The organism is Kamptonema sp. PCC 6506, assembly GCF_000180455.1.
In the GTDB taxonomy this organism is placed as follows: domain Bacteria; phylum Cyanobacteriota; class Cyanobacteriia; order Cyanobacteriales; family Microcoleaceae; genus Kamptonema; species Kamptonema formosum.
Window position 1 is genome coordinate 34,358 of sequence record NZ_CACA01000265.1, and the last position, 19,998, is coordinate 54,355.

Annotated in this window: 20 protein-coding genes; 12 read left to right on the forward strand and 8 right to left on the reverse strand. The window is 42.6% G+C overall.

The window, feature by feature from the left end; translation table 11 throughout:
- The first annotated feature begins 44 nt into the window (after positions 1-44).
- A complete protein-coding gene (locus OSCI_RS13750; protein WP_007355590.1) occupies positions 45-3,548 on the forward strand; it encodes a PatA/PatG family cyanobactin maturation protease in 3,504 nt (1,167 codons plus the stop codon).
- 63 nt (positions 3,549-3,611) lie between these two features.
- Here the strand turns inward: OSCI_RS13750 and prmA are convergent, their stop codons facing one another.
- The 3 genes from prmA to OSCI_RS29970 form a co-directional block, all read right to left on the reverse strand.
- The gene (gene prmA / locus OSCI_RS13755) at positions 3,612-4,508 is read right to left on the reverse strand and encodes a 50S ribosomal protein L11 methyltransferase (protein WP_007355591.1); all 897 of its coding nucleotides are present in this window, start codon (positions 4,506-4,508) and stop codon (positions 3,612-3,614) included.
- A 78-nt stretch (positions 4,509-4,586) separates the two neighbouring features.
- Positions 4,587-6,170 carry a phosphoglycerate dehydrogenase gene (gene serA, locus OSCI_RS13760; RefSeq protein ID WP_007355592.1) on the reverse strand — a complete coding sequence of 528 codons (1,584 nt, stop codon included), beginning with the start codon at positions 6,168-6,170 and terminating at the stop codon, positions 4,587-4,589.
- Positions 6,171-6,342: 172 nt separating this feature from the next.
- Positions 6,343-6,516: a hypothetical protein gene (locus OSCI_RS29970; RefSeq protein WP_155523395.1), complete on the reverse strand. Its 174-nt coding sequence runs from the start codon at positions 6,514-6,516 to the stop codon at positions 6,343-6,345.
- A gap of 206 nt (positions 6,517-6,722) precedes the next feature.
- Between OSCI_RS29970 and OSCI_RS13765 the strand changes: the two genes are divergently transcribed.
- The 3 genes from OSCI_RS13765 (at position 6,723) to OSCI_RS13775 (ending at position 8,667) form a co-directional block, all read left to right on the forward strand.
- Positions 6,723-7,235: a hypothetical protein gene (locus OSCI_RS13765; protein WP_007355593.1), complete on the forward strand. Its 513-nt coding sequence runs from the start codon at positions 6,723-6,725 to the stop codon at positions 7,233-7,235.
- Positions 7,236-7,273: 38 nt separating this feature from the next.
- Complete coding sequence (locus OSCI_RS13770; RefSeq protein ID WP_019487317.1) at positions 7,274-7,768, forward strand: GNAT family N-acetyltransferase; 495 nt, start codon at positions 7,274-7,276, stop codon at positions 7,766-7,768.
- Positions 7,769-7,887: 119 nt separating this feature from the next.
- Entirely contained in the window at positions 7,888-8,667 is a 780-nt protein-coding gene (locus OSCI_RS13775; RefSeq protein ID WP_007355595.1) for a photosystem II S4 domain protein, read from the forward strand.
- 152 nt (positions 8,668-8,819) lie between these two features.
- On the opposite strand, the gene OSCI_RS13780 is transcribed toward OSCI_RS13775, so the two are convergent.
- Both OSCI_RS13780 and OSCI_RS13785 read right to left on the reverse strand, forming a co-directional pair.
- Positions 8,820-9,599, reverse strand: coding sequence for an anti-sigma factor (locus tag OSCI_RS13780; RefSeq protein ID WP_007355596.1), 780 nt, complete (start codon positions 9,597-9,599; stop codon positions 8,820-8,822).
- 8 nt (positions 9,600-9,607) lie between these two features.
- On the reverse strand, positions 9,608-10,198 hold the full coding sequence (locus OSCI_RS13785; RefSeq protein WP_007355597.1) for a sigma-70 family RNA polymerase sigma factor: 591 nt from the start codon (positions 10,196-10,198) through the stop codon (positions 9,608-9,610).
- Between the two features lie 274 nt (positions 10,199-10,472).
- Between OSCI_RS13785 and OSCI_RS29975 the strand changes: the two genes are divergently transcribed.
- Positions 10,473-10,763, forward strand: coding sequence for a hypothetical protein (locus OSCI_RS29975; protein WP_007355598.1), 291 nt, complete (start codon positions 10,473-10,475; stop codon positions 10,761-10,763).
- 78 nt (positions 10,764-10,841) lie between these two features.
- On the opposite strand, the gene OSCI_RS13795 is transcribed toward OSCI_RS29975, so the two are convergent.
- The gene (locus OSCI_RS13795; protein WP_007355599.1) at positions 10,842-11,534 is read right to left on the reverse strand and encodes a cytochrome c biogenesis CcdA family protein; all 693 of its coding nucleotides are present in this window, start codon (positions 11,532-11,534) and stop codon (positions 10,842-10,844) included.
- Between the two features lie 4 nt (positions 11,535-11,538).
- The gene (locus OSCI_RS13800) at positions 11,539-12,171 is read right to left on the reverse strand and encodes a thioredoxin family protein (protein ID WP_007355600.1); all 633 of its coding nucleotides are present in this window, start codon (positions 12,169-12,171) and stop codon (positions 11,539-11,541) included.
- Between the two features lie 407 nt (positions 12,172-12,578).
- Here OSCI_RS13800 and OSCI_RS13805 point away from each other — a divergent pair, with 407 nt between their 5' ends.
- The 5 genes from OSCI_RS13805 to OSCI_RS13825 all read left to right on the forward strand — a co-directional run bounded on the left by OSCI_RS13805 (position 12,579) and on the right by OSCI_RS13825 (position 16,436).
- Positions 12,579-13,184, forward strand: coding sequence for a cytochrome b/b6 domain-containing protein (locus OSCI_RS13805; RefSeq protein ID WP_007355601.1), 606 nt, complete (start codon positions 12,579-12,581; stop codon positions 13,182-13,184).
- 10 nt (positions 13,185-13,194) lie between these two features.
- Complete coding sequence (locus tag OSCI_RS13810; protein WP_007355602.1) at positions 13,195-13,911, forward strand: molybdopterin-dependent oxidoreductase; 717 nt, start codon at positions 13,195-13,197, stop codon at positions 13,909-13,911.
- Positions 13,912-13,978: 67 nt separating this feature from the next.
- Positions 13,979-14,473 carry a peptide-methionine (R)-S-oxide reductase MsrB gene (gene msrB / locus OSCI_RS13815; protein ID WP_007355603.1) on the forward strand — a complete coding sequence of 165 codons (495 nt, stop codon included), beginning with the start codon at positions 13,979-13,981 and terminating at the stop codon, positions 14,471-14,473.
- 387 nt (positions 14,474-14,860) lie between these two features.
- Positions 14,861-15,430, forward strand: a complete 570-nt coding sequence (locus OSCI_RS13820) for a DUF3747 domain-containing protein (protein WP_007355604.1) — start codon at positions 14,861-14,863, stop codon at positions 15,428-15,430.
- Between the two features lie 235 nt (positions 15,431-15,665).
- Entirely contained in the window at positions 15,666-16,436 is a 771-nt protein-coding gene (locus tag OSCI_RS13825) for a glucosamine-6-phosphate deaminase (RefSeq protein WP_007355605.1), read from the forward strand.
- 42 nt (positions 16,437-16,478) lie between these two features.
- Here OSCI_RS13825 and OSCI_RS31985 read toward each other — a convergent pair whose 3' ends face one another.
- The gene (locus tag OSCI_RS31985; protein WP_007355606.1) at positions 16,479-16,610 is read right to left on the reverse strand and encodes a hypothetical protein; all 132 of its coding nucleotides are present in this window, start codon (positions 16,608-16,610) and stop codon (positions 16,479-16,481) included.
- A gap of 146 nt (positions 16,611-16,756) precedes the next feature.
- Here OSCI_RS31985 and OSCI_RS13830 point away from each other — a divergent pair, with 146 nt between their 5' ends.
- Entirely contained in the window at positions 16,757-17,044 is a 288-nt protein-coding gene (locus tag OSCI_RS13830) for a hypothetical protein (protein ID WP_007355607.1), read from the forward strand.
- Between the two features lie 214 nt (positions 17,045-17,258).
- On the forward strand, positions 17,259-19,998 hold a 2,740-nt coding region (locus tag OSCI_RS13835), incomplete at its 3' end, for a CHAT domain-containing protein (RefSeq protein ID WP_324603711.1).

Below are 19,998 nucleotides of genomic sequence, written 5' to 3' on the forward strand. Positions count from 1 at the left end.
CCAAGTCAAAGTCCGAAAAACTTCTCAAAAAGTAGGAAACTAAAATGGACAAGAAAAAACTGAAACAACTTGCCATCGAGCCAAATGGAAAAGTGGTGAAAGAACAATTGAATCCTTCCCTGCCACAAATCGCACCATCAAGTTTTCCTGAATATTCAATCTTACCCCTAGCCACAGCTATCCCAATGGTAGAAGCGGCAACATTGGATTACCCGGAAATAGATTGGCAACACACAACCTTTACCCTCTCCCGTTTTGCTTATCTACATCAACTCGGCGGCAAAATGGTGTTAGAATCACCCCTCTCCAAATTTAGAATTACCCTATTCGATAGCCAAGCCAGCGCCATCATCAGTTTATTATCCCAATCGCAAACCATAACAACCATTAGTGTAGCCTTTCCCCATATTGAAACCGAAACAATTCAAAAATTTATTCATCTATTATTAGCCACTCAATTCTTATCAATAGAACCCGAACCATTAAAATTAGAACTATGGGAATTTCACAACCTGCTGTTTCACAGTCGCAGTCGTGACGGCAGACACGATTATCAAACAGCATCAATCGAACATTGGGAACAAAGGGAATTATTTCCCATCGTCAAACCGCCCATGAGCGAGAAAATTATTCCTCTTTTTCGCCCTAACTTAGAATTATTAGCCCAAACCGATAGTTCCTTAACCCAAGCAATAGAAACCAGGCAATCCATTCGAGAATATGACGATTATCCCATCACCATTGAACAATTAGGCGAACTACTCTATCGCTGCGCCAGAGTAACAGAAGTTTATCAAATGGAAGAAGTAGGCGAAGTCAGTCGCCGTCCTTACCCCTGTGGTGGTGCGCGATACGAACTAGAAATTTATCCTGTTGTCCAGCAGTGTGAAGGATTGGATGCCGGATTGTATCATTATGACCCCCTCAACCATCAATTAGAGCAAATTGCCGACTACAATCCAGAAGTAGCCGCTTTAATTGCAGATGCTCGTTTATCTAGCGGCGAACAAGACACCCCCCAAGTTTTACTAATTATTACCGCTCGGTTTGGCAGACTTTTCTGTAAATATAAATCCTTAGCTTATGCCTTAGTATTAAAGCACGTTGGAGTGTTGTATGAAAACCTCTACTTAGTTGCTACTGACATGAACCTCGCCCCCTGTGCATTAGGAGCAGGAAATAGCGATAGGTTCGCACAAATTACCGGACTGGATTACTACGAAGAATCAGCCGTCGGCGAATTTATGCTCGGTTCAATTTCCCGGAAAGTAGAAGCGCAGGGGAGAGAGGGAGCAGGGGAGCAGGAGAGCAGGGAAGCAGGGGAGCAGGGAAGTATAGAGAGTAAGGGAAGTACATCCTTCACTTCCTCCAATCTCGTAGTTCCCAATCTAACCAACTTTATAACTCCATCTGCTGCTCCGATGAACAACGCAGATAAGCTACCTGGACTCTATGACCTTTGGGCGCATACAAAAGGCGACCATGAAATTACCATTGTTATTCTTGATGGTAACGCTGACCTAGAGCGCTCTTGCTTCCAAGGGGCAAACATCAGCAAAATTTTCCCTTACTGGCACGAAACCCCAGAACCCATTGCTCTAGAATATTACGAGGCTTTTCTAGAGATTGAAAAGAGTGGCGAAAAAGGCGAAGCCAAAGCCAAAAAACTACAAGCTGCCGTCCCCGAAGCAATTCTCAATCGCCTAAAAGGAAACTTTCACGCTACTCACATCATCAGTACCATTATTGGTCAACACGGCTCACCCGTTCCCGGAATTGCCCCTCGCTGTCGCGCCATTAATATTCCTATCAACACTACTGGCGACAATGGTGAGTTTATCTCTCCAATTAATCTTACCCGCGCCTTTGAATTAGCAATGAAACTGGGAGCAAACATCATTCACTGTGCGGCTTGCTGTGCCACTCAAACGGGTATTGCCCATGACTTGTTAGCTAGAGCAGTGAAAAACTGCCAGGATAACAATATTCTGATTGTTGCCCCTACAGGTAATGATAAAGGTGAATGTTGGTGCATTCCCGCCATTTTACCCGGTGTTCTGGGTGCCGGCATGATGAAAGACAATGGAAAACCTGCCAACTACAGCAACTGGGGCGGTAATTACCAGCATGACGGAATTTTAGCTCCCGGAGAAAACATTCTCGGCGCACAACCTACAACTGAAGAAACCAAACTTAGTCAAGGTACGAGTTGTGCGGCTCCCATCGTCACAGGTGTATCGGCATTGTTCCTAAGTCTGCAACTGCAACGCGGGGAAAAACCCAATGCCGAAGCGGTGCGTCAAGCTATTTTAAATAGTGCCATTCCTTGTGACCCGGAAGAAATAGAAGAACCGGAACGCTGTTTAAGGGGGAAATTGAATATTCCAGGCGCTTATCAGTTACTAACTGGAAAAGAGTTAACCCCAGTTCAATCGCACTCAGAAATCGTTATCCAGGCTAATAGTGAAAGTCCTTTAAAGAGGACTGAAAACCCCATTGAAAGCCCGCTGACTTCCAGTATTAATGCCAGTAATCGCCCAGAAATTCCCTCTGTTGAAGCCTCAATTAACAGTCCGTTTGAACAGGCTTCTGCTATGAACTACAGAATTGATTCTCCGGCAAACTCTGGCACAGTGCAGCCATCCAATACAACCGTTGCCAACCTCACCCTCAGTCAACCCGCCGAAGGCATCACCCCCAGCGCCACCTCAAAACTCGTCTACGCCTTGGGAACTATCGGTTACGACTTCGGTAGCGAAGCCAGACGCGACACCTTCAAACAGCTAATGCCTGCATTTGAAATTGACGGCACAGTAATTCCCCCTAATCCCTATGATGCCAGTCAAATGGTCGATTATCTGTCACAAAATCCCAGTGAAGCCAAAGCCTTGATTTGGACGCTCAATCAAGAACTTACCCCCATTTATGTCTTAGAACCCAGACAGGGCTTTGCTGCGGATGTCTACGAAATATTAATTATGATGTTAGCGGGGCAAATTGAACCGGAAGACAGCGATGATTTTATCGAACGAGTCAGCATTCCCGCTAAAACAACTGATAAAACCGTGCAGTTATTTTCGGGGCAAGAAATTCCCGTAATTACCTTAATCAATATCAGGGGAATGTACGGTTGGAAAATCAACAATTTAGTCGAAGCAGCTTTGCAAAGTGTGGCTTCGCAAGCACCGCAAGTTGATGAAATTGCGATGCGAAAAGCTCTCACTAGCTTCGTAAATAAAGTTTATTTTGAGTTCCAAAATCTAGGACAAACTTCTAAAGACAGGGCATTAAATTTTTCCGTTACTAATGCTTTCCAAGCTGCTTCGAGCTTCGCTGAAGCTATTTCCAGAGGAATGCAACTCGATACGATTGAAGTAGAAAAAAGCCCGTTTTGTCGGATTAATAGCGATTGTTGGGATGTGATATTAAAGTTTTTCGATTCAGAAAATGGACTTAGGGCTAAGAGGGTTTATCGGTTTACAGTTGATGTGAGCGACAGAATTCCTGTAACTCTGGGTGAAGTTCGCTCTTGGTCTGTACCAAAATAATACCATTTCTCCAAAGTTTTGCTACAATCGCGTTGTCTCCCCTTGAAGCATAAGTCTTAAAATTTAAGACCTCCGAATATTAAAACAGCACCAATCTTGCCGCCGCCACAATGTCGCCACTACCCAACCATGCTGCTCTAAAGTATCAGCAATAGGCTTAGCTTGTTCTAGCAAAATTCCGCTAAGAACTCCCCAAGTAGTGGGTTTTGAAATTGCCTCAAACTGTGGAATCAAATCAATAATAACTTCTGCTAAAATATTGCACATCAAACCGTCAACAGGGCCATCAATCGTTTTTATCAAACGATCGATCGTACCCTCTTCTACATTTAACTGGTGAGAGAGAATCCGGTTAAGTTTACGATTACTAATAGCAGCATCTACTGCTAAGGGATCGGTATCGACAGCATAGGCTTTTTTAGCTCCTAACAAAATCGATCCAATTGATAAAATTCCCGATCCGCAACCAATATCAGCTATTATAGGAGCATTTTCACTAGAGCCAAAACCGAGCCGCATTTCTAAGGACTCTAAACATAACTGAGTGGTGGCATGAGTACCTGTGCCAAAAGCCATGCCAGGATCTAAACGTAGCAAAAGCCTTTCTGAATTTGTGGGTACTGGTAGCCAAGCGGGATAAATTAAAAAGCGATCGCCAATTTCTTGAGGTTGCCAGTGTACTTTCCAACTGCTGGCCCAGTCTTCTTCATCAATTAAATTCCACTGAGTAGCGGGTAGTGACAAACCGGAACAAAGAGCATCTTGGCGCAGATACAAAGAAAGAGCTGCTAAATCTAGTAAACCTGCCTGTTCTTCCGGCAAGTAGGCTGATATTAAACAGTAATTATTTTTCATCTCGCTGGCAGTTCCCCGACAGCCAAAATTTTCCAAGCGCCAGAAGATTATATCTTCTAACCCCGGATCGCAAATAACTCGAATTTCCCACCAGCTATGTGCCATAAATTAATTAAAATTAAAAATTAAAATTAAAAATTAGGGATGCTGCATTTTTAATTTTTAATTTTTAACTTTTTATTGCTAAAGAGTTACCGTGTAAGCATCTCGAATACCTGCAAGTTTGATAATCTCGGCCAATATTCCTTCTGGCAGAGGGTCATCAAGGCTCAGTACCATTACTGCATCTCCGCGCACGATTCTGCGACCTACTTGCATACTGGCAATATTGACATTAAAACTGCCCAATAGGGAACCAAGTTTGCCAATAATTCCTGGCATATCGCGGTGCAAGGTAAATAACATATGGCGACTCGGAGAAACGTTCACGGGGAATTCATCGACGCTGGTGATCCGAATTTCATCTTCACCGAGTACGGCCCCAGTGACGGTGTGCTCGCCAAGAGTTCCTTTAGCTTCTAATCGCAAAGAGCCTGCGTAGTCGCGGACGGAGGCATCTCGTGTCTCGATTACGCGAATGCCGCGCTCTTTGGCTTCGATGCTGGCATTGACGTAGTTTACTCGTTCGCGCAGTGCTTGAGATAGGAGGCCTTTAAGGGCGGCCACGACTACTGGCTGACTTTGATTGTTGGCAAGTTCTCCTTGGAGAAGAACATTCAGGTAATCGACTCGTCCTCCCGCTAGTTGACTGACCAAATTGCCCAGGGTTTCGGCTAATTGCAAGTAAGGTCTGAGCTTTTCGATCGCATCCGGGTAGATGCCAGGAATATTCACCGCAGACCGGGCTGGCAGGCCCAGGAGCACGTCTCGAATTTGTTCGGCGACATCGATCGCGACATTCACCTGAGCTTCCGCTGTCGAGGCTCCTAAGTGGGGTGTGAGGATGGCTTTTTGACCGAGCGATCGCAGTGGAGAATCAGCTTGTAGAGGTTCGTTTTCGTAAACATCTAAAGCTGCACCCGCAATTTGACCCTCTTCTAAGGCTTTTGCTAGGGCTGTTTCGTCGATGATACCGCCTCTGGCACAATTGATAATCCGGGCGGTGGGCTTCATCTTCTCCAAGACTTCAGCGTTAATCAGGTGATAAGTTTCTGGAGTTTTGGGAATGTGCAGCGTGATGTAGTCGGATTCACGCATGAGCAATTCTAACTCTACCAATCTACAGCCAATCTGTTCGGCGCGTTCGGTGGAGATGAAGGGGTCATAAGCTAGCAATTTCATCCCCATCGCTTTGGCGGCGGCGGCGACATGAGAACCAATTTTGCCTAAACCGACGATACCGAGAGTTTTTTTGTAAACTTCAACGCCCATAAAGCGATTGCGTTCCCACTTGCCGTTTTTCACGGAGTTATCGGCATCGGGGATGTAGCGGGAGATGGCTAACATCATGGCGATCGCGTGTTCGGCGGCCGCGATCGTGTTACCTTCTGGGGAATTGACAACTACGATACCTTTGCGAGTAGCGGCGGGTACGTCTACATTATCGACCCCCACGCCAGCCCGACCGATGATTTTAAGCTGATTGGCTGCTTCAATTATTTCTTTAGTAACTTGAGTGCCGGAACGGATCATCAGAGCGTCATACTCTGGGATAATTCGCACCAGTTCCTCTAGTGGTAAACCAGTTTTTACATCAACTTGAGCAACTTGGGACAGAATATCAAGTCCAGCAGCATCAATGGGATCGGAGACAAGAACCTTTGGCATAGCAGGTGGGGCAAAGTAAACAAAGCTTTCCGCAGTATGCAATTGTATCTGTATCAGGGGTCTATGTACTGTCTTTTGCTGGAAAGATTTTAGCTTTTCCTTGAAAAATCCATTTAAAATCCCTCAAGTCCTTACCTAGTAAGTCTTTTATCGCTATAATTCATCATGGGACTTACGCAAAAGTATCTCTAACGCCGCCCTCTGGATGGTAAAGATACCGCCCAGAGAGCGGCATTACGTGGTGCTTTTGCGTAATTTCTGTTTTCCTTCGGGCCTGTTTTCCTTCGGGTCTGTTTTCCTTCGGGGCGAGTGCTGGCGGTGCTGCTGAATGTGATAGTGTCATCATTTATGGGATCTAGTGCGATCGCGCACTATCAAAGCAGTCGGACATGAGTTAAACGTAGGCTACACAATAGCCTCAAACATATATAGTGGCTTACAGGCTGTTTGTGGCGATCGCCCACCCGACAAGTTATAGCAGTTAACAGTTAACAGTTAACAGTTAACAAATAACAAATAACAACTAACCACTAACTACTAACAATTTGAGTTATGTATTATCTAGTTGCCATACTCCCCGACCGAATTCAAGCCGAAGCTGCTTATTCTGCCCTCGAAAAAGAAGGCTTGCCCATGAAGCAAATTAGCATCTTAGGCAGAGGCTATAAAAGCGCTGATGAATATGGCTTAATTGACCCCAAAGAACAAGCTATCAAACAAGCTAAATTCATGGCAATTTGGCTTGTACCCTTTGGATTTTTTGCCGGATTTTGTTTTAGCTTGATTACTGGCTTAAAGACTTTTGCCTTTGCCGGTGAACTTGGCGATCACATCATCGGCGGTATTTTAGGAGCTCTTTCTGGAGTATTGGGAAGTATTTTTGTTGGAGGCGGTGTTGGTTTAATATCTGGCGACGCTTTACCTTTTCGCAATCGCTTAAATGCAGGCAAATATCTAGTAGTTGTTAACGGCAATGAAACTCTCACACGCCAAGCTACACCTATTCTCCGGCAATTCGATCCTGAAAATATGCAGAGTTACTCCGATCCTAATATCTTTAGTTAATTGGAATCCTCCAAAAATATTATGAGGAGCATACTTTGGTGAAAATCCAAACAGAACGTCTAGAACTTATTCCTTATTCACTGGAAGTTGCAGAAGCCGCAATCGCTGACAAATCTCAGATAGAAAAGCTCTTAAATGTCAAGATTCCTAGCGATTGGCCTTGGTCAGAGGTAGAAGAAGTTTTACCCTTTTTTGCTCAGTTAGCTGCCGATCCGTTACAGTTAGGTTGGGGCGCTTGGTTAATGATTCATAGTAGAGAAAATACTATTATTGGCGATTTAGGCTTTGGTGGCAAAAATGAGCAGGGAATAGTTGAAATGGGTTACAATGTTCTGCCTGCTTATCAAAACCAAGGTTACGGTTTTGAAGCGATACAAGCACTGGTTAATTGGGCATTAACTCAAACGAATTTACATAAAATTCTCGCTACTTGCCCTCAAGACCATTTAGCATCAAAACGGATTTTAGAAAAAGTGGGAATGCAATTAAAAAGTTGTGAAGAAGGCTTATTAAAATGGGAAATTACGCTATAATATACTTTTAAGAATTACGCAAAACTGTTTGTAACGCCGCCTCTGGGCGGTATCTTTACAGCAACCAAGGGCGGCGTTACATAAAATGAAAGCAAGCTACCTTAATCTAAAATCAGAAGATGTTACCAAGAGAAGAACTGTTAAAAGGAATTGAAAATCGTGAGTGTGTGGCCCGTGCGATCGACCAAGCTGAGCAAGCACTCAAAACTTGGGAAATTAGCCTGACTGATTTTCTTTCTCCCCCTGAGTTAGCGGAGACACAAAAGGTATTTAGTCGATTAACAGAAGTACAACTAATTGCTTGGGGAGGCTATCCACAGGCGGAACGTCAAAGACTTGCGATCGCGCGTTCTGAACTTCCTTTAGACAATTCTAGCGTAAGTGTTGCAGCCTTAGAAATAGCTGGTAATTTCCTCTTTGATACCGCATCTCACCGCGACTTTTTAGGATCTATCTTGGGTTCTGGAATTGTCCGAGAAAAGACTGGCGATATCATAGTTTTAGGGGAAAGGGGATCACAAGCAATAGTTGTGCCAGAACTGGTAGAATATTTAGAGATGCACTTAAAGCAAGTTCGTTCTGTTCCCGTACAAATTCAGCGGATAGAGTTGAGCGAACTGAAGATTAAGGAACCTAAAAAGAAGGAATTAACAACAGTAGAAGCATCAATGAGATTGGATGCGATCGCATCTGCTGGATTCGGGATGTCTCGTAGCAAAATGGTTGATTTAATTGAAGGTGGAGATGTGCGAGTTAACTGGAAAGATATCGCCCAATCTAGCCATATTATTAAGTCTGGAGATTTAGTTGCTATTCGTGGTAAAGGGCGATTAGAAATTGGGGAAGTTATGGTTACGAAAAAAGATCGTTATCGCATACAGTTAACTCGATACATTTAAGAAGAAGGGACTAGGGAAAGAGGAGGAGATGGGGGGAGATGGGGAGGATGGTAATTACCAATTACCAATCACCAATTACCAACTAACAACTAACAACTAACAACTAACAATTAGCGATTACCAATTACCAATTACCAATCACCAATTACCAATTATAAACTCCCCGTCATCACCATAGGCCCAGCCGGATTTTTAAGTAAAGGCGATGCTTCAACAGTCACAACTAATGTAGTTACTTCCCCATTAGTAGGCAGAGAAAGCTTGACAAAAACAGTGCCTTTTTCATTAGTATTAAACTGCTCCCAAGCCACTGTTTCCTCATTAATAACCGACCATAATTGATAAAATTGACCCTTGGGTAAAACCGGAAGATTCTTTAAAATTAAAACAGCTTTAGGTTCTCCGGGTGTAACAACAATACTACCAGAAGCAGCAGAGGCTTGAGCCATACCTTTAAGAGAAACTAGATGAGTATTCGGTTGTTGCAACATCGCAATCACATCTTTTTGTCGCACAACCTGAGCCTCAAGCGTCGTTATTTGTTGTCTGAGTCGGTAGTTATCTAAACCAATAGCTAAAGCTAATAGTGCTGCTACGCTACCAATAATAGGACTCCATCTTAGAGAAAATAGTTTTAGTTTTTCCCGAAGCAATGGGTGAGGATTTGCTGCAACAATCTTGTTTGGGAATGCAACAGTAGTTGTTGCAGCAGCTTCTAAAATAGAGTCATAAAGATGTGATGGCGGTGCGATATCAGGTAAAGCATAAGGCATGACTTCTAAAACTTCCTGTAAACTAGCTACCTCTGTAGCTAATTCAGGATTTTCTTTCAGCACTCGGCTTAATTCCTCAGCTTCTTCAGAGCTAAGGTTGCCAAGTACATAACCTGCCATCAATTCTTCTAAAGGTTCAGGAAATAAAGGCTCTGTCATAGGTGTAACTAGCCAATTAAATTTTGTAAGTTTTTTCTTAAATTCAATAAACCTTGGCGAGACCAAGTTTTAATTGTTCCCAGTGGTATACTAAGTTTGGCGGCGATTTCCGATTGACTCAAGCCATCGTAATAAGCCATTTCTAACACCTGCCGTTGTTTTTCGGGAAGTTGAGCTAAGGCATCGCGAACATAGTGCGAACGGTCACTTAAAGAAGCTGATTCAAAAGGTGTAAGAGGTGGAATTTCAGTAGCCATCATCTGACTCCATCGCTGGAGAAATTTCAACTTAGTGCTGCGGGAACGAAGTTTATCAATTGCTCGCGAACGAGTCAGAGTTGTCAAAAAGCTGCTCAAAGAGCCACGATTAGGATTGTAAGTTCTCTTTTGCCAGAGATTGATAAAAATCTCTTGGGTTAAGTCTTCTGCTTCTTGAGGGTTTGTCAAGATTCTCAGGGCCAATCTGTAGACTAAGCTGCCATAGCGGTTATACAAAATACCCAAGGCAGATGCTTGACCAACACTTATTAACTGAAATAACTCAGCGTCAGTCTGTTTGTCAGGGTCATCCACGCTTGTTTCGGCAGGGTTCAAATCCATAGGTTTTTCGTAGAACAGACCTAAACTGATAATTCTAAGTTGATTTCGATGGTGGTAGCAAGGGCATCTCCAGAAAGAACCAGACTCCATCTTCTTAAATACGACCCACAGAACTGCTTGGATGTAGGGAAGTTGGGTCACTTAACCTGAGTGAAAAAAAATATTTGAGGTTGACAATCCAATCTCAGGAGTCATCCGTACTACAATAGAACGCACTGTTAGCGATTACCTGCTAACTTGTAGAATTAATATTTCTCAGACTTGGAAGAAAAATATGAACCGGAAAGTGCTTTGTTTAGTTGTTGGTTTGACCTTAACGGCTAGTCTATATAGCTGTTCTTCTAGTCCTAACACTGAAAATCAGGTGGCTCCTAGTGCTTCGCCTGCTTCCATGAAAAGTCCTGACGCGATGAAGAGTCCCGATGCGATGAAGAGTCCTGATGCGATGAAAAGTCCCGATGCGATGAAAAGTCCCGATGCGATGAAAAGTCCCGATGCGATGAAAAGTCCCGATGCGATGAAAAGTCCCGATGCGATGAAGAGTCCCGATGCGATGAAGAAATAGTATTTGTGGGGCGGGCGCTGCGGCAAACTTGATCTTGAGGATAATCAAAATTATAGATTACGCCAGCGCCCCTCTTCCTTAAAGTGGTAAAGTTGGGAAAAATGGAGCTAACCAAAGTTGGATCTTGACATCCCAACCTAAAATAATCGCGATCGCACTGAGTACAACAATTACTCCGCCAATTCTCTGTAAGGCTGCACTATGGGGGCGCAAGCGTAATAAGTTCTGGCTGAAATACCGCCCTCCATAGGCGATCGCTAGCAGCGGTAATCCCGCCCCCAAACCGTACAAAACTAATAAAACAAAGGTAGTTGTAGGCTGAGGGTTGACAACAGCTATAACCAAAATACTCGCCAGAACTGGGCCCGCGCAAGGTGTCCACAGCAAACCGAGTTGAGTTCCCAGCCAAAATTCACCCATTAACCCCACCCGTACAGGTTCTTTCAGCCAACGTTGAAAGTGTAAGTATTTAAACACTAATTGGTAAATCTGGGGAAAAATGGTACTTACCCCAGCCATCAGCAGAAATGCAATTGCTCCATTGCGGAGAACGCTAGCAAGGCTAACAAACCAAGTTGATGTTACTCCCAATAAACTCCCAATTGCTGCAAAACCAGTAATTAATCCTAATACCAAAGCAACGGGGCCATAGCGATGAGATTGAAGGCTTCGCCCTAATAATAGAGGTAAAATTGGCAAAATACAAGGCGAGAGGATAGTTAGAAATCCCGCTAGCAAAGCTACACCAGTCGAAGGGAGTGAAGTTGCCATTTAACTACCCTAATAACTGGCGAATTGTCTGTTCTGTTTCGTCATAAGCTCCTTCCCCAATATGATTATAGCGCCGAATGCCTTGTCGATCTGCTAAAAATAAATGAGGCCAGTATTCATTCTTGTAAGCAAGCCAAGTTTTAAACTCGTTATCCAAAGGTACTGGATAAGTAATTTGATATTCCTTCAAAGCTTTTTTGACATTATTTACATCGCGCTCAAATGGAAATTCAGGAGTATGTATGCCGATAATTTTTAATCCTCGCTCGGCATATTGGCGATGCCAACGAGTAATGTAGGGTAGAGTACGCTGGCAATTAATGCAGGCGAATGTCCAAAATTGTACCAACACCACGCTACCTTTGAGATCGGATATTTTCAGCGGTGGAGAATTGAGCCACTGGCTAATACCCTGAAACTCTGGTAAAATCTGTCCTACCTGTGAAGTAATAGCTCGCTCTGTGGTAGGGGAAATATCGCTTTTAGGAGGAGTAAGTATTGGAATATTTGTAGAGCTAGAGGTTGGGGTAGCAGTTGACATCATCTCTTTCTTGAGACCAAAACTGATAGCAGTTCCACCAACTCCTAGCCCTAAATACCATAGTAATTTACGCCGCCCCGGCCCGCGATTGTTCATAAGGTAATTTTCCTTCCTTAATTTACTTTAGATACGGATATGACCGAAAATTGGATGTTTTCTGCAAATATAAAAAATTTTAAATCCAAAATAGAGTCAGCCTCGTATTAAATAAAAGCCTACCAATGAGTTATCAGTTTGTATCGGAAGTTACAAATAGCAGTCTCATAGTATAGCAACAGACAAGAATGTTAGGATAAATTCCGTAACGCCGCCCAGAGGGCGACGTTACGTAAGTTCTCAAAACAATAAAGTTGTCCTAACCTAATTACCTTGACATTGGCTATAACATGAAAACTTGTATGGCAGTCAAAATTGTTAGCAATTAGCAATTAGCAATTAGCAAATTAACCTGCTACCAGACAAATGAAATGTTTATACCCTTCCTATTTAGCTAAATACTTACTATGGATTCATCTGTCCCTTCTAAAACATCTCGACCTCGACTACCAAACCAGGCAGCTTTAGCAAAGTTATTTCACTGGCTAAATATCATTAGTTTAGTAATGATGATTGGTAGTGGATTGCAAATTTACAATGCTAATCCTGTTTTTGGTGGGCGCGGAGGATGGCAATTTCCATCTATATTTTTGTTAGGTGGTTGGCTCGGTGCTGGTAGACATTGGCATTTCGCCGCCATGTGGTTATTCACACTTAATCTTTTTTGGTATGGTCTTTATATTTTCATTAGCCGCCGCTGGCAGCATCGTTTTCTCGGCTATAATGACCTCAAGGCTTTACAGAAGTCTCAAAACGTTAAGCGCAAAAATTATTCATGGCATCGCCTAGCTTATACAGCAATTATTCCGGTTTTACTGCTAGCAGTATTTAGTGGAGTGGGAATGTATAAACCTGCTCAATTCCACTGGATTGTTGATTTATTTGGCAGTTGGCAGGCGCTGAGAATAGTACACTTTATATCAGTTCCTACTGTCATTATTTTTTCACTCGTTCACTCTTGGCTAGGCCTCAAGGTTGGGGGTTTTCGCCTAATTAAGTCAATTTTTTGGTAGAGGTTTACTCATGTTTCCAAATTCTCATAAGTCATGGCAACGCCGCCAAGTTCTGCAATTATCGGGACTCTCTGGTATCGGTTTAATTTTGGGCGGTTGTGGATTAGTTCGCACTGATAATATCATTGGCAAAAGTTTTGAACCTTTGAACGAAAGTGTAGAAAGTTTGTTGTTTAATCCTCAAAAACTGGTACCGGAATTTCCAGCTAGTGCCATCGAACCTGATGCCTTAATTATCAATACTTTTGATTCAACTCCAGAGCTTGACGTAAAATCTTTTCGCCTGATAATTGATGGTGAGGTAAATCGTCCTCTGAATTTAAGTCTAGAACAAATTAAAGTTATGCCTCTAACTGTCATGACAATTCGTCATGTTTGTGTGGAGGGTTGGGCCGCTATTGTGCAGTGGGGTGGGGTGCGGTTGCGGGATTTGGTTGCTCTTGCTCAACCAAAGGCAAATGCTCGCTACATTTACTTTAAATCTGCGGATGACTACTATGAAAGTTGGGATATTGCTTCAGCTTTGCATCCTCAAACTTTGATGGCTTATCAAAAGAATGGTAATCCTTTGAGTATTGAAAATGGCGCACCTTTACGCCTAGCATCGCCAATTAAGCTAGGTTATAAACAGAGTAAGTGGGTAACTAAAATTACGTTAGTTGGTGAATTACTCCCTGAAAAAGGTTACTGGGAAGATCGAGGTTATGAGTGGTTTGCAGGACTATAATAGTAACTTGCTTGTTTATGTTTACTCGATGAGATTGGTTGGTTAATTAGCGATTGGATGATGTATAATGAAGAAACGATTTTTTTTACAAGCAGGTTTAGGAGTGGTAGGTATGGCATGGTTATCTCGCTATTTACCTTGGACATCAAAAGTTATGGCATCTTCTAATGATGTTTTTGAAATTACTAAAACTGAAGAAGAGTGGCGTACAATCTTGACTCCTCAACAGTTCCAAGTGCTGCGCCAACACGGTACTGAACGCGCTCATACTAGCCCTCTCGACAAGGAATATGGGAAGGGAATATACGCCTGTGCTGGTTGTGATTTGCCACTTTTTTCATCGGAAACTAAATTTGATAGCGGTACGGGTTGGCCCAGCTTTTTTGACCCGATACCAGGGGCAATTGGCACATCTGTTGATAATTCCTTGTTTACAACTAGAATTGAAGTACATTGTCGTCGCTGTGGTGGGCATTTGGGTCACGTATTTGATGATGGGCCCAAGCCAACTGGTAAACGCTACTGTATGAATGGCGTGGCTCTCAAATTTATTGGTGGGTGATATTCTGCTACAAAGATTCGATTTTCGTAACGCCGCCGTCCCGGCGGTATTTTTACCGCCAAGATGGCGGCGTTACGCGATTGGTAGGTAAATCCTGTGGAATCAACCTGTTTACCTATCTTTTACTGCTGTACTAGAACCCTAAGATGTCAAGAAAACAGACAATTGGCTAACTGTAACAATGCTTAGGTCAGACTTTAGGGGAAATCCACCTCCGACACTCCCCATCAGAGTTAAGACACAGTAAAGCTTTTATCCATTTCTAGAATCCTATTGGCTGAGGCTGATTAAAAATCAAGCGAGACAGTTCAGGAACTAGAACGAATACGATACAAAATCTTAGGCGCTTTCTAAATAATGAGTTCATAACTCAAATACAGGCGCTCTATGAAAACCTCACTCAAACTTCAATTCGCTGCTCTTGCTGCTACTGCTATCGGCACAATTTCTGCAATAACTCCCGCGATTGCGGCCTTCACCTTTGGTCAAAAAGATGTTGACCAAACGAAATTTGTAGCCGCCGCAGTTCCATTCCGAGGCGGTACTACTCACCAATTAGTAATTCTAGAACAGGTCTCGAATAAACGCGCTTGCTGGAGTGAAAGCGGCAATCGTCCTGTTACTGTAAATCCCCTATTATTAAAGTTTAATTTCACAGGAATTTGTGGACGCGCTACTGATAGTAATGGCTACTCTATTCGGGTGGCTGGAACTGATTTAGGGATGCAATATAATCTTAATATTCAGCGCGTTAATGGAGAGATGGTACTGGTTGGTACTAATCGCCGCAATCCTTCTGCTGCACCGATGGTAATTGGTCGCACTCGCGGTGTTGCTAATGGTTTAACTAAGATTTCTCTGGAACCAGGCTGGCGCTTTGCTAAGCGGACTTATAATGGTAAGATGTTAGGGCATATTTATCTTACTAATAATAACATGGCGCTGGTAAATCGGTAATTGGTAATTGGTAATTGGTAATTGGTAATTGCATTTTCTTTTTGCCTTCTGCTATAATTAGCTTAAGGCTCTTGTCAGCAGTAGTCTAAAGAGCTAGAATAAAATTCTACTTTATCAATCTATAACAACTGCCAAGACAGTTAGGACACTCTAAATTGCTGAAACCATTGATTTTATTCCCTCTTCCCTAACCTCTAGCCCCTAGCCCCTAGTCCCTAATTATAGCATTACGCAATTGTTTACACCTAACAAAATCTTCACTGTAGATGCGCTGTCGGTTCGTCTCTACGAGACTGAGAAACAATTAGCAAACGACGCGGCACAAATTTCACAAACTTATTTACAGGAAACTCTGACTAAACAGGGGAGTGCTACTGTACTGCTTGCGACTGGTAATTCGCAAATTAAATTTTTGGAAGCTTTGATTGTTTTAGGCGGTATAGATTGGTCTAAAATCACTTTTTTCCATTTGGATGAGTATTTGGGAATTGATGCTAATCATCCTGCTAGCTTCCGGCGCTATATGCGCGAAAGGGTGGAAAGTCGAGTGCATCCTGGGGTATTTCACTACATCGAAGGAGACGCGGCTCAACCGCTAGAGGAGTGCGATCGCTATGCTAAACTTTTACAGGAACAGCCGATTGATTTGTGCTGTCTGGGTTTGGGCGAAAATGGGCATTTGGCTTTTAACGATCCGCCTGTGGCTGATTTTGGCGATCGCAGAAGTGTAAAATTAGTAAAACTAGATGTGGCCACTCGCCGACAACAGGTAAATCAGAGTCTTTTTTCCCATTTGGAAGCTGTGCCCCAGTATGCTTTTACAGTGACTTTACCATTGCTTGGCTCGGCTAAAAAAATTATTTGTCTCGCACCAGAAAAACGCAAGGCTCCTGCGGTTAAGGAGATGCTTTTGGGGTCAATTAGTGCTGCACTTCCCGCTTCATTTCTGCGAATGCAGGCTCAGGCAACTCTATTTTTAGATGTAGATTCAGCGAGTTTACTTTAAGAGTTAACATTAACAGCACTCACGCAGACCTCACAAAAAACCTCAAAAAGTCGGCTGTAAGTTAGCCTTTTTTAAGTGGTTCCCATTTTTTGAAAAGGTGAGGGGATCGAGATTACCGAATCGCGATCGCATCTCAACAGCCTCTATACCGCTGATTTGAGGCAGCGATCCCACCTGGGATTTACCCAGATATTGTTACATTTGTCAATAGGTTGTCAAGCTTAATCGATCATAACTTTTAGTGTCAAATTAAGATTACACTATCCTGATTGTTGTAAAATTATTAAAAAATTATTTAAAGTTGTTTGAGAAGTAAGCCAATGTTTGAAGAAAACTACAGGTTCCAGGTTTCGCCCTTACCTGCAAACAATCGCTGGAAGTGGCAAGTGCTCCTCCCGACAGGAGCCATCTTCACATCCAAAGAATACTACCCTACCTCGGATCAAGCTATCTGTGCGGGTCAGCATTGGATTGATGTAGAAACAGCATTTAATGCTCTGAACCGCTCTCTATCCCAAATTTGCGGTGAAGGTACGATTACTCAGAAGGAATATGCCAATTTGATGAGATCTTTTCTGAGGATTACCAAGCACTCTTGTGAGAAGTAATACCATAACCATAGATGCGGATTATTGGGGCGGGTTTAGCTAATAACTTTGCCATTCCGCAGCTCGATCCTGTAGGCAACCCACCCCAAAAACTGGAATATCCTAGAAAAGACTTTTGTACTCAACCCTTCTAAATCAGAAAAACTCTGATTTTTGAATCGCGATTGTATTTGCATTTATTTCAATGTGGGCTAGAATAGACCCACTATTTGCAGTGAGCGATAAAGTGAGAGCAAAAATCCTCTTGTTCTTAAAAGCTATTCAGAGTTGGACGAGTAAAACTCGCTACATCAGAAATTTTGTCTGCAATTCCCGACAAAATTTACTGTCATTCCTTTGGTTGGGATTCCTGGCTTTTTTGGTCGCGATTGTAGTTGTTCCTCTAACAGTGCAGTATCCCGAAAGCAGCATTGCTCAAGTTCCATCTTATTCTGTTTCCAATCTTATCGAAAAAGGTAGAATTCTTTATGAGGCGGGGCGGTTTTCTGAGGCAGCAGCGCTTTGGCAACAGTCCGCTCAAAATTATGATATAAAAAACGATCGCCTTAATCAATCTCTTAGTTTAAGCTATCTCTCTTTGGCATATCAAGAATTAGGGCTTTTGCCAGAAGCAGAAAAAGCCATCGCCTCTAGTCTCAAGCTAATTAATAACTCCTCAATCAATCATTCTTCCTCAGCTATTGTACTCGCCCAAGCATTAAATATCCAAGGGCGTTTGCAGTTAGCAGCCGGACAAACTGAAGCTGCCCTCGATACTTGGAAAAAAGCAGAAGCATCTTATACTAAAGCTGGAGATGAAACTGGAATTTTAGGCAGTCAAATTAACCAAGCCCAAGCCTTACAAACCTTGGGTCTTTATCGCCGTGCCAAGGCAACGTTAGAGCAAGCAAATCAAAAATTACAAGCTCAACCCAATTCTATACTAAAAGCTACAGGATTAAGGAGTTTAGGAGTTGCTCTTCAAGCAGTGGGAGACTTGCGTGAATCTCAGAAAATTTTAGAGCAAAGTTTGCTAATTTCTCAGCAGCTACAAACTGCAAATCCAGAGGCACCGGCTATGGAGAAAAGAGAACTTAGTGCCACGTTCTTAAGTTTAGGAAACACTGCCAGAGCTTTGCAAGATGCTAAAAGTGCTCTGAACTACTACCGACAGGCAGCTCAACTTTCTAGTTGTACTACTACTCAGAATAATTGCCAGAACAATCATACTAGCATACAAGCTTTACTCAACGAACTTAGCTTGAGTATAGAAACTGAAAACTTAGCCGATATTAACTCATTATTGCCGCAAATCCAAAATCAAATAACTAACCTGCCACCTAGTCGAGCTACAGTTTATGCTCTAGTTAATTATGCCCAAAGTTTGATTGTAATGGAGACACCAAAAAATCGAGCGAGCGGCGATAACTCTGTCGTTAAATCCGTTCCTATACCTGTTACTAAACAAGCAGCTCAAGTATTGGCTTCAGCTATTCAACAAGCGACAACACTGCAAGACTTAAAAGCAGAATCTTACGCTTTGGGAGAGCTAGGAAAACTCTATGAACAGTCCACCCAGTGGGAAGATGCTAGAAAATTAACTCAACAAGCTTTGATAATTGCTCAAGGAATTAGTGCTGATAATATAGCTGCTCGTTGGCAATGGCAGTTAGGGAGAATTCACAAACAGCAGCGAAATTTACCGATGGCAATTGCAGCTTATTCAGAAGCAGTAAAAACTCTCCAATCTCTTCGCACTGATTTAGTTACTATCAATCAGGACGTTCAGTTTTCTTTTCGTGAAAGTGTGGAACCAGTTTATAGAGAACTGGTAGAATTGCTATTAGATACTAATCCCAGTCAAGAAAATCTAAAGGAAGCTAGAAAATTAATTGAAGCATTGCAATTGGCAGAATTAGATAACTTTTTCCGCGAAGCTTGTTTAGATGTTAAACCCCAGCAAATTGATGAAGTAGATCCGCAAGCAGCGGTATTCTATCCGATTATTTTAGCAGACCGTTTAGCTGTAATTCTGTCTCTGCCAAAACAACCACTACGCTATTACGAAACTAAATTGCCTAAAAACAATTTAGAAACTACTTTAGATGAGATGTTGCAATCTTTAAATCCGGCTTTCTCAAGTCAGGAACGCTTGCGGCTTTCTGAACAAGTTTACAACTGGTTAATTCAGCGATCGGAAGCAGATTTAGTCAAATATAACATCAAAACTCTAGTATTTGTCCTCGATGGCATTCTTCGTAATTTGCCAATGGCTGCTCTTTATGATGGCAAACAATATCTAATCGAAAAATACAGTGTTGCTATTACTCCGGGTTTGCAGCTACTAGAAGCACGAGGCCTCGGTCAGAGAAAAATCAAGGCTTTAACGGGAGGATTAACTGATGCTCGTCAAGGATTTTCAGCCTTGCCAGCAGTGAAATCAGAAATCAATCAAATTAGCTTGGAAATTCCTTCTCAGGTGCTTTTAAATCAGGATTTTAGCGAGGTTAATTTGCAAAAGCAGATTCGTGAAAATTCTTTTCCTGTGATTCACTTAGCTACTCACGGTCAGTTTAGTTCTAATCCAGAAGAAACATTTATCCTGACTTGGAATGAGAAAATTAATGTCCGAGATTTTGAGAAGTTACTGAGTAGTTCAAGCGGACAAAATGGCTCTAGGAGAGTGGAATTGCTAGTTCTTAGTGCTTGCCAAACTGCTGCTGGTGATAGCAGGGCTGCTTTGGGATTGGCAGGGGTTGCGGTGCGTTCTGGTGCGAGTAGTACCCTGGCAACGCTTTGGTCTGTACGCGATGATTCTACGGCTACACTAATGGCGGAATTTTACCGAGAACTCGCTCAACCTAATATTACTAAAGCTGAAGCTCTCCGTCTTGGTCAGTTGGCTCTTTTAAACCAATCCCGTTACGAACATCCCTTTTATTGGGCTCCTTTTGTTCTGGTGGGAAATTGGCTGT

Coding starts and splice junctions, on each gene's coding strand:
- OSCI_RS13750 (WP_007355590.1), top strand. CDS start 45: ATGGACAAGAAAAAACTGAAACAACTTGCCATCGAGCCAAATGGAAAA.
- prmA (WP_007355591.1), bottom strand. CDS start 4,508: ATGGCACATAGCTGGTGGGAAATTCGAGTTATTTGCGATCCGGGGTTA.
- serA (WP_007355592.1), bottom strand. CDS start 6,170: ATGCCAAAGGTTCTTGTCTCCGATCCCATTGATGCTGCTGGACTTGAT.
- OSCI_RS29970 (WP_155523395.1), bottom strand. CDS start 6,516: ATGATGACACTATCACATTCAGCAGCACCGCCAGCACTCGCCCCGAAG.
- OSCI_RS13765 (WP_007355593.1), top strand. CDS start 6,723: ATGTATTATCTAGTTGCCATACTCCCCGACCGAATTCAAGCCGAAGCT.
- OSCI_RS13775 (WP_007355595.1), top strand. CDS start 7,888: ATGTTACCAAGAGAAGAACTGTTAAAAGGAATTGAAAATCGTGAGTGT.
- OSCI_RS13780 (WP_007355596.1), bottom strand. CDS start 9,599: ATGACAGAGCCTTTATTTCCTGAACCTTTAGAAGAATTGATGGCAGGT.
- OSCI_RS13785 (WP_007355597.1), bottom strand. CDS start 10,198: ATGGATTTGAACCCTGCCGAAACAAGCGTGGATGACCCTGACAAACAG.
- OSCI_RS29975 (WP_007355598.1), top strand. CDS start 10,473: ATGAACCGGAAAGTGCTTTGTTTAGTTGTTGGTTTGACCTTAACGGCT.
- OSCI_RS13795 (WP_007355599.1), bottom strand. CDS start 11,534: ATGGCAACTTCACTCCCTTCGACTGGTGTAGCTTTGCTAGCGGGATTT.
- OSCI_RS13800 (WP_007355600.1), bottom strand. CDS start 12,171: ATGAACAATCGCGGGCCGGGGCGGCGTAAATTACTATGGTATTTAGGG.
- OSCI_RS13805 (WP_007355601.1), top strand. CDS start 12,579: ATGGATTCATCTGTCCCTTCTAAAACATCTCGACCTCGACTACCAAAC.
- OSCI_RS13810 (WP_007355602.1), top strand. CDS start 13,195: ATGTTTCCAAATTCTCATAAGTCATGGCAACGCCGCCAAGTTCTGCAA.
- msrB (WP_007355603.1), top strand. CDS start 13,979: ATGAAGAAACGATTTTTTTTACAAGCAGGTTTAGGAGTGGTAGGTATG.
- OSCI_RS13820 (WP_007355604.1), top strand. CDS start 14,861: ATGAAAACCTCACTCAAACTTCAATTCGCTGCTCTTGCTGCTACTGCT.
- OSCI_RS13830 (WP_007355607.1), top strand. CDS start 16,757: ATGTTTGAAGAAAACTACAGGTTCCAGGTTTCGCCCTTACCTGCAAAC.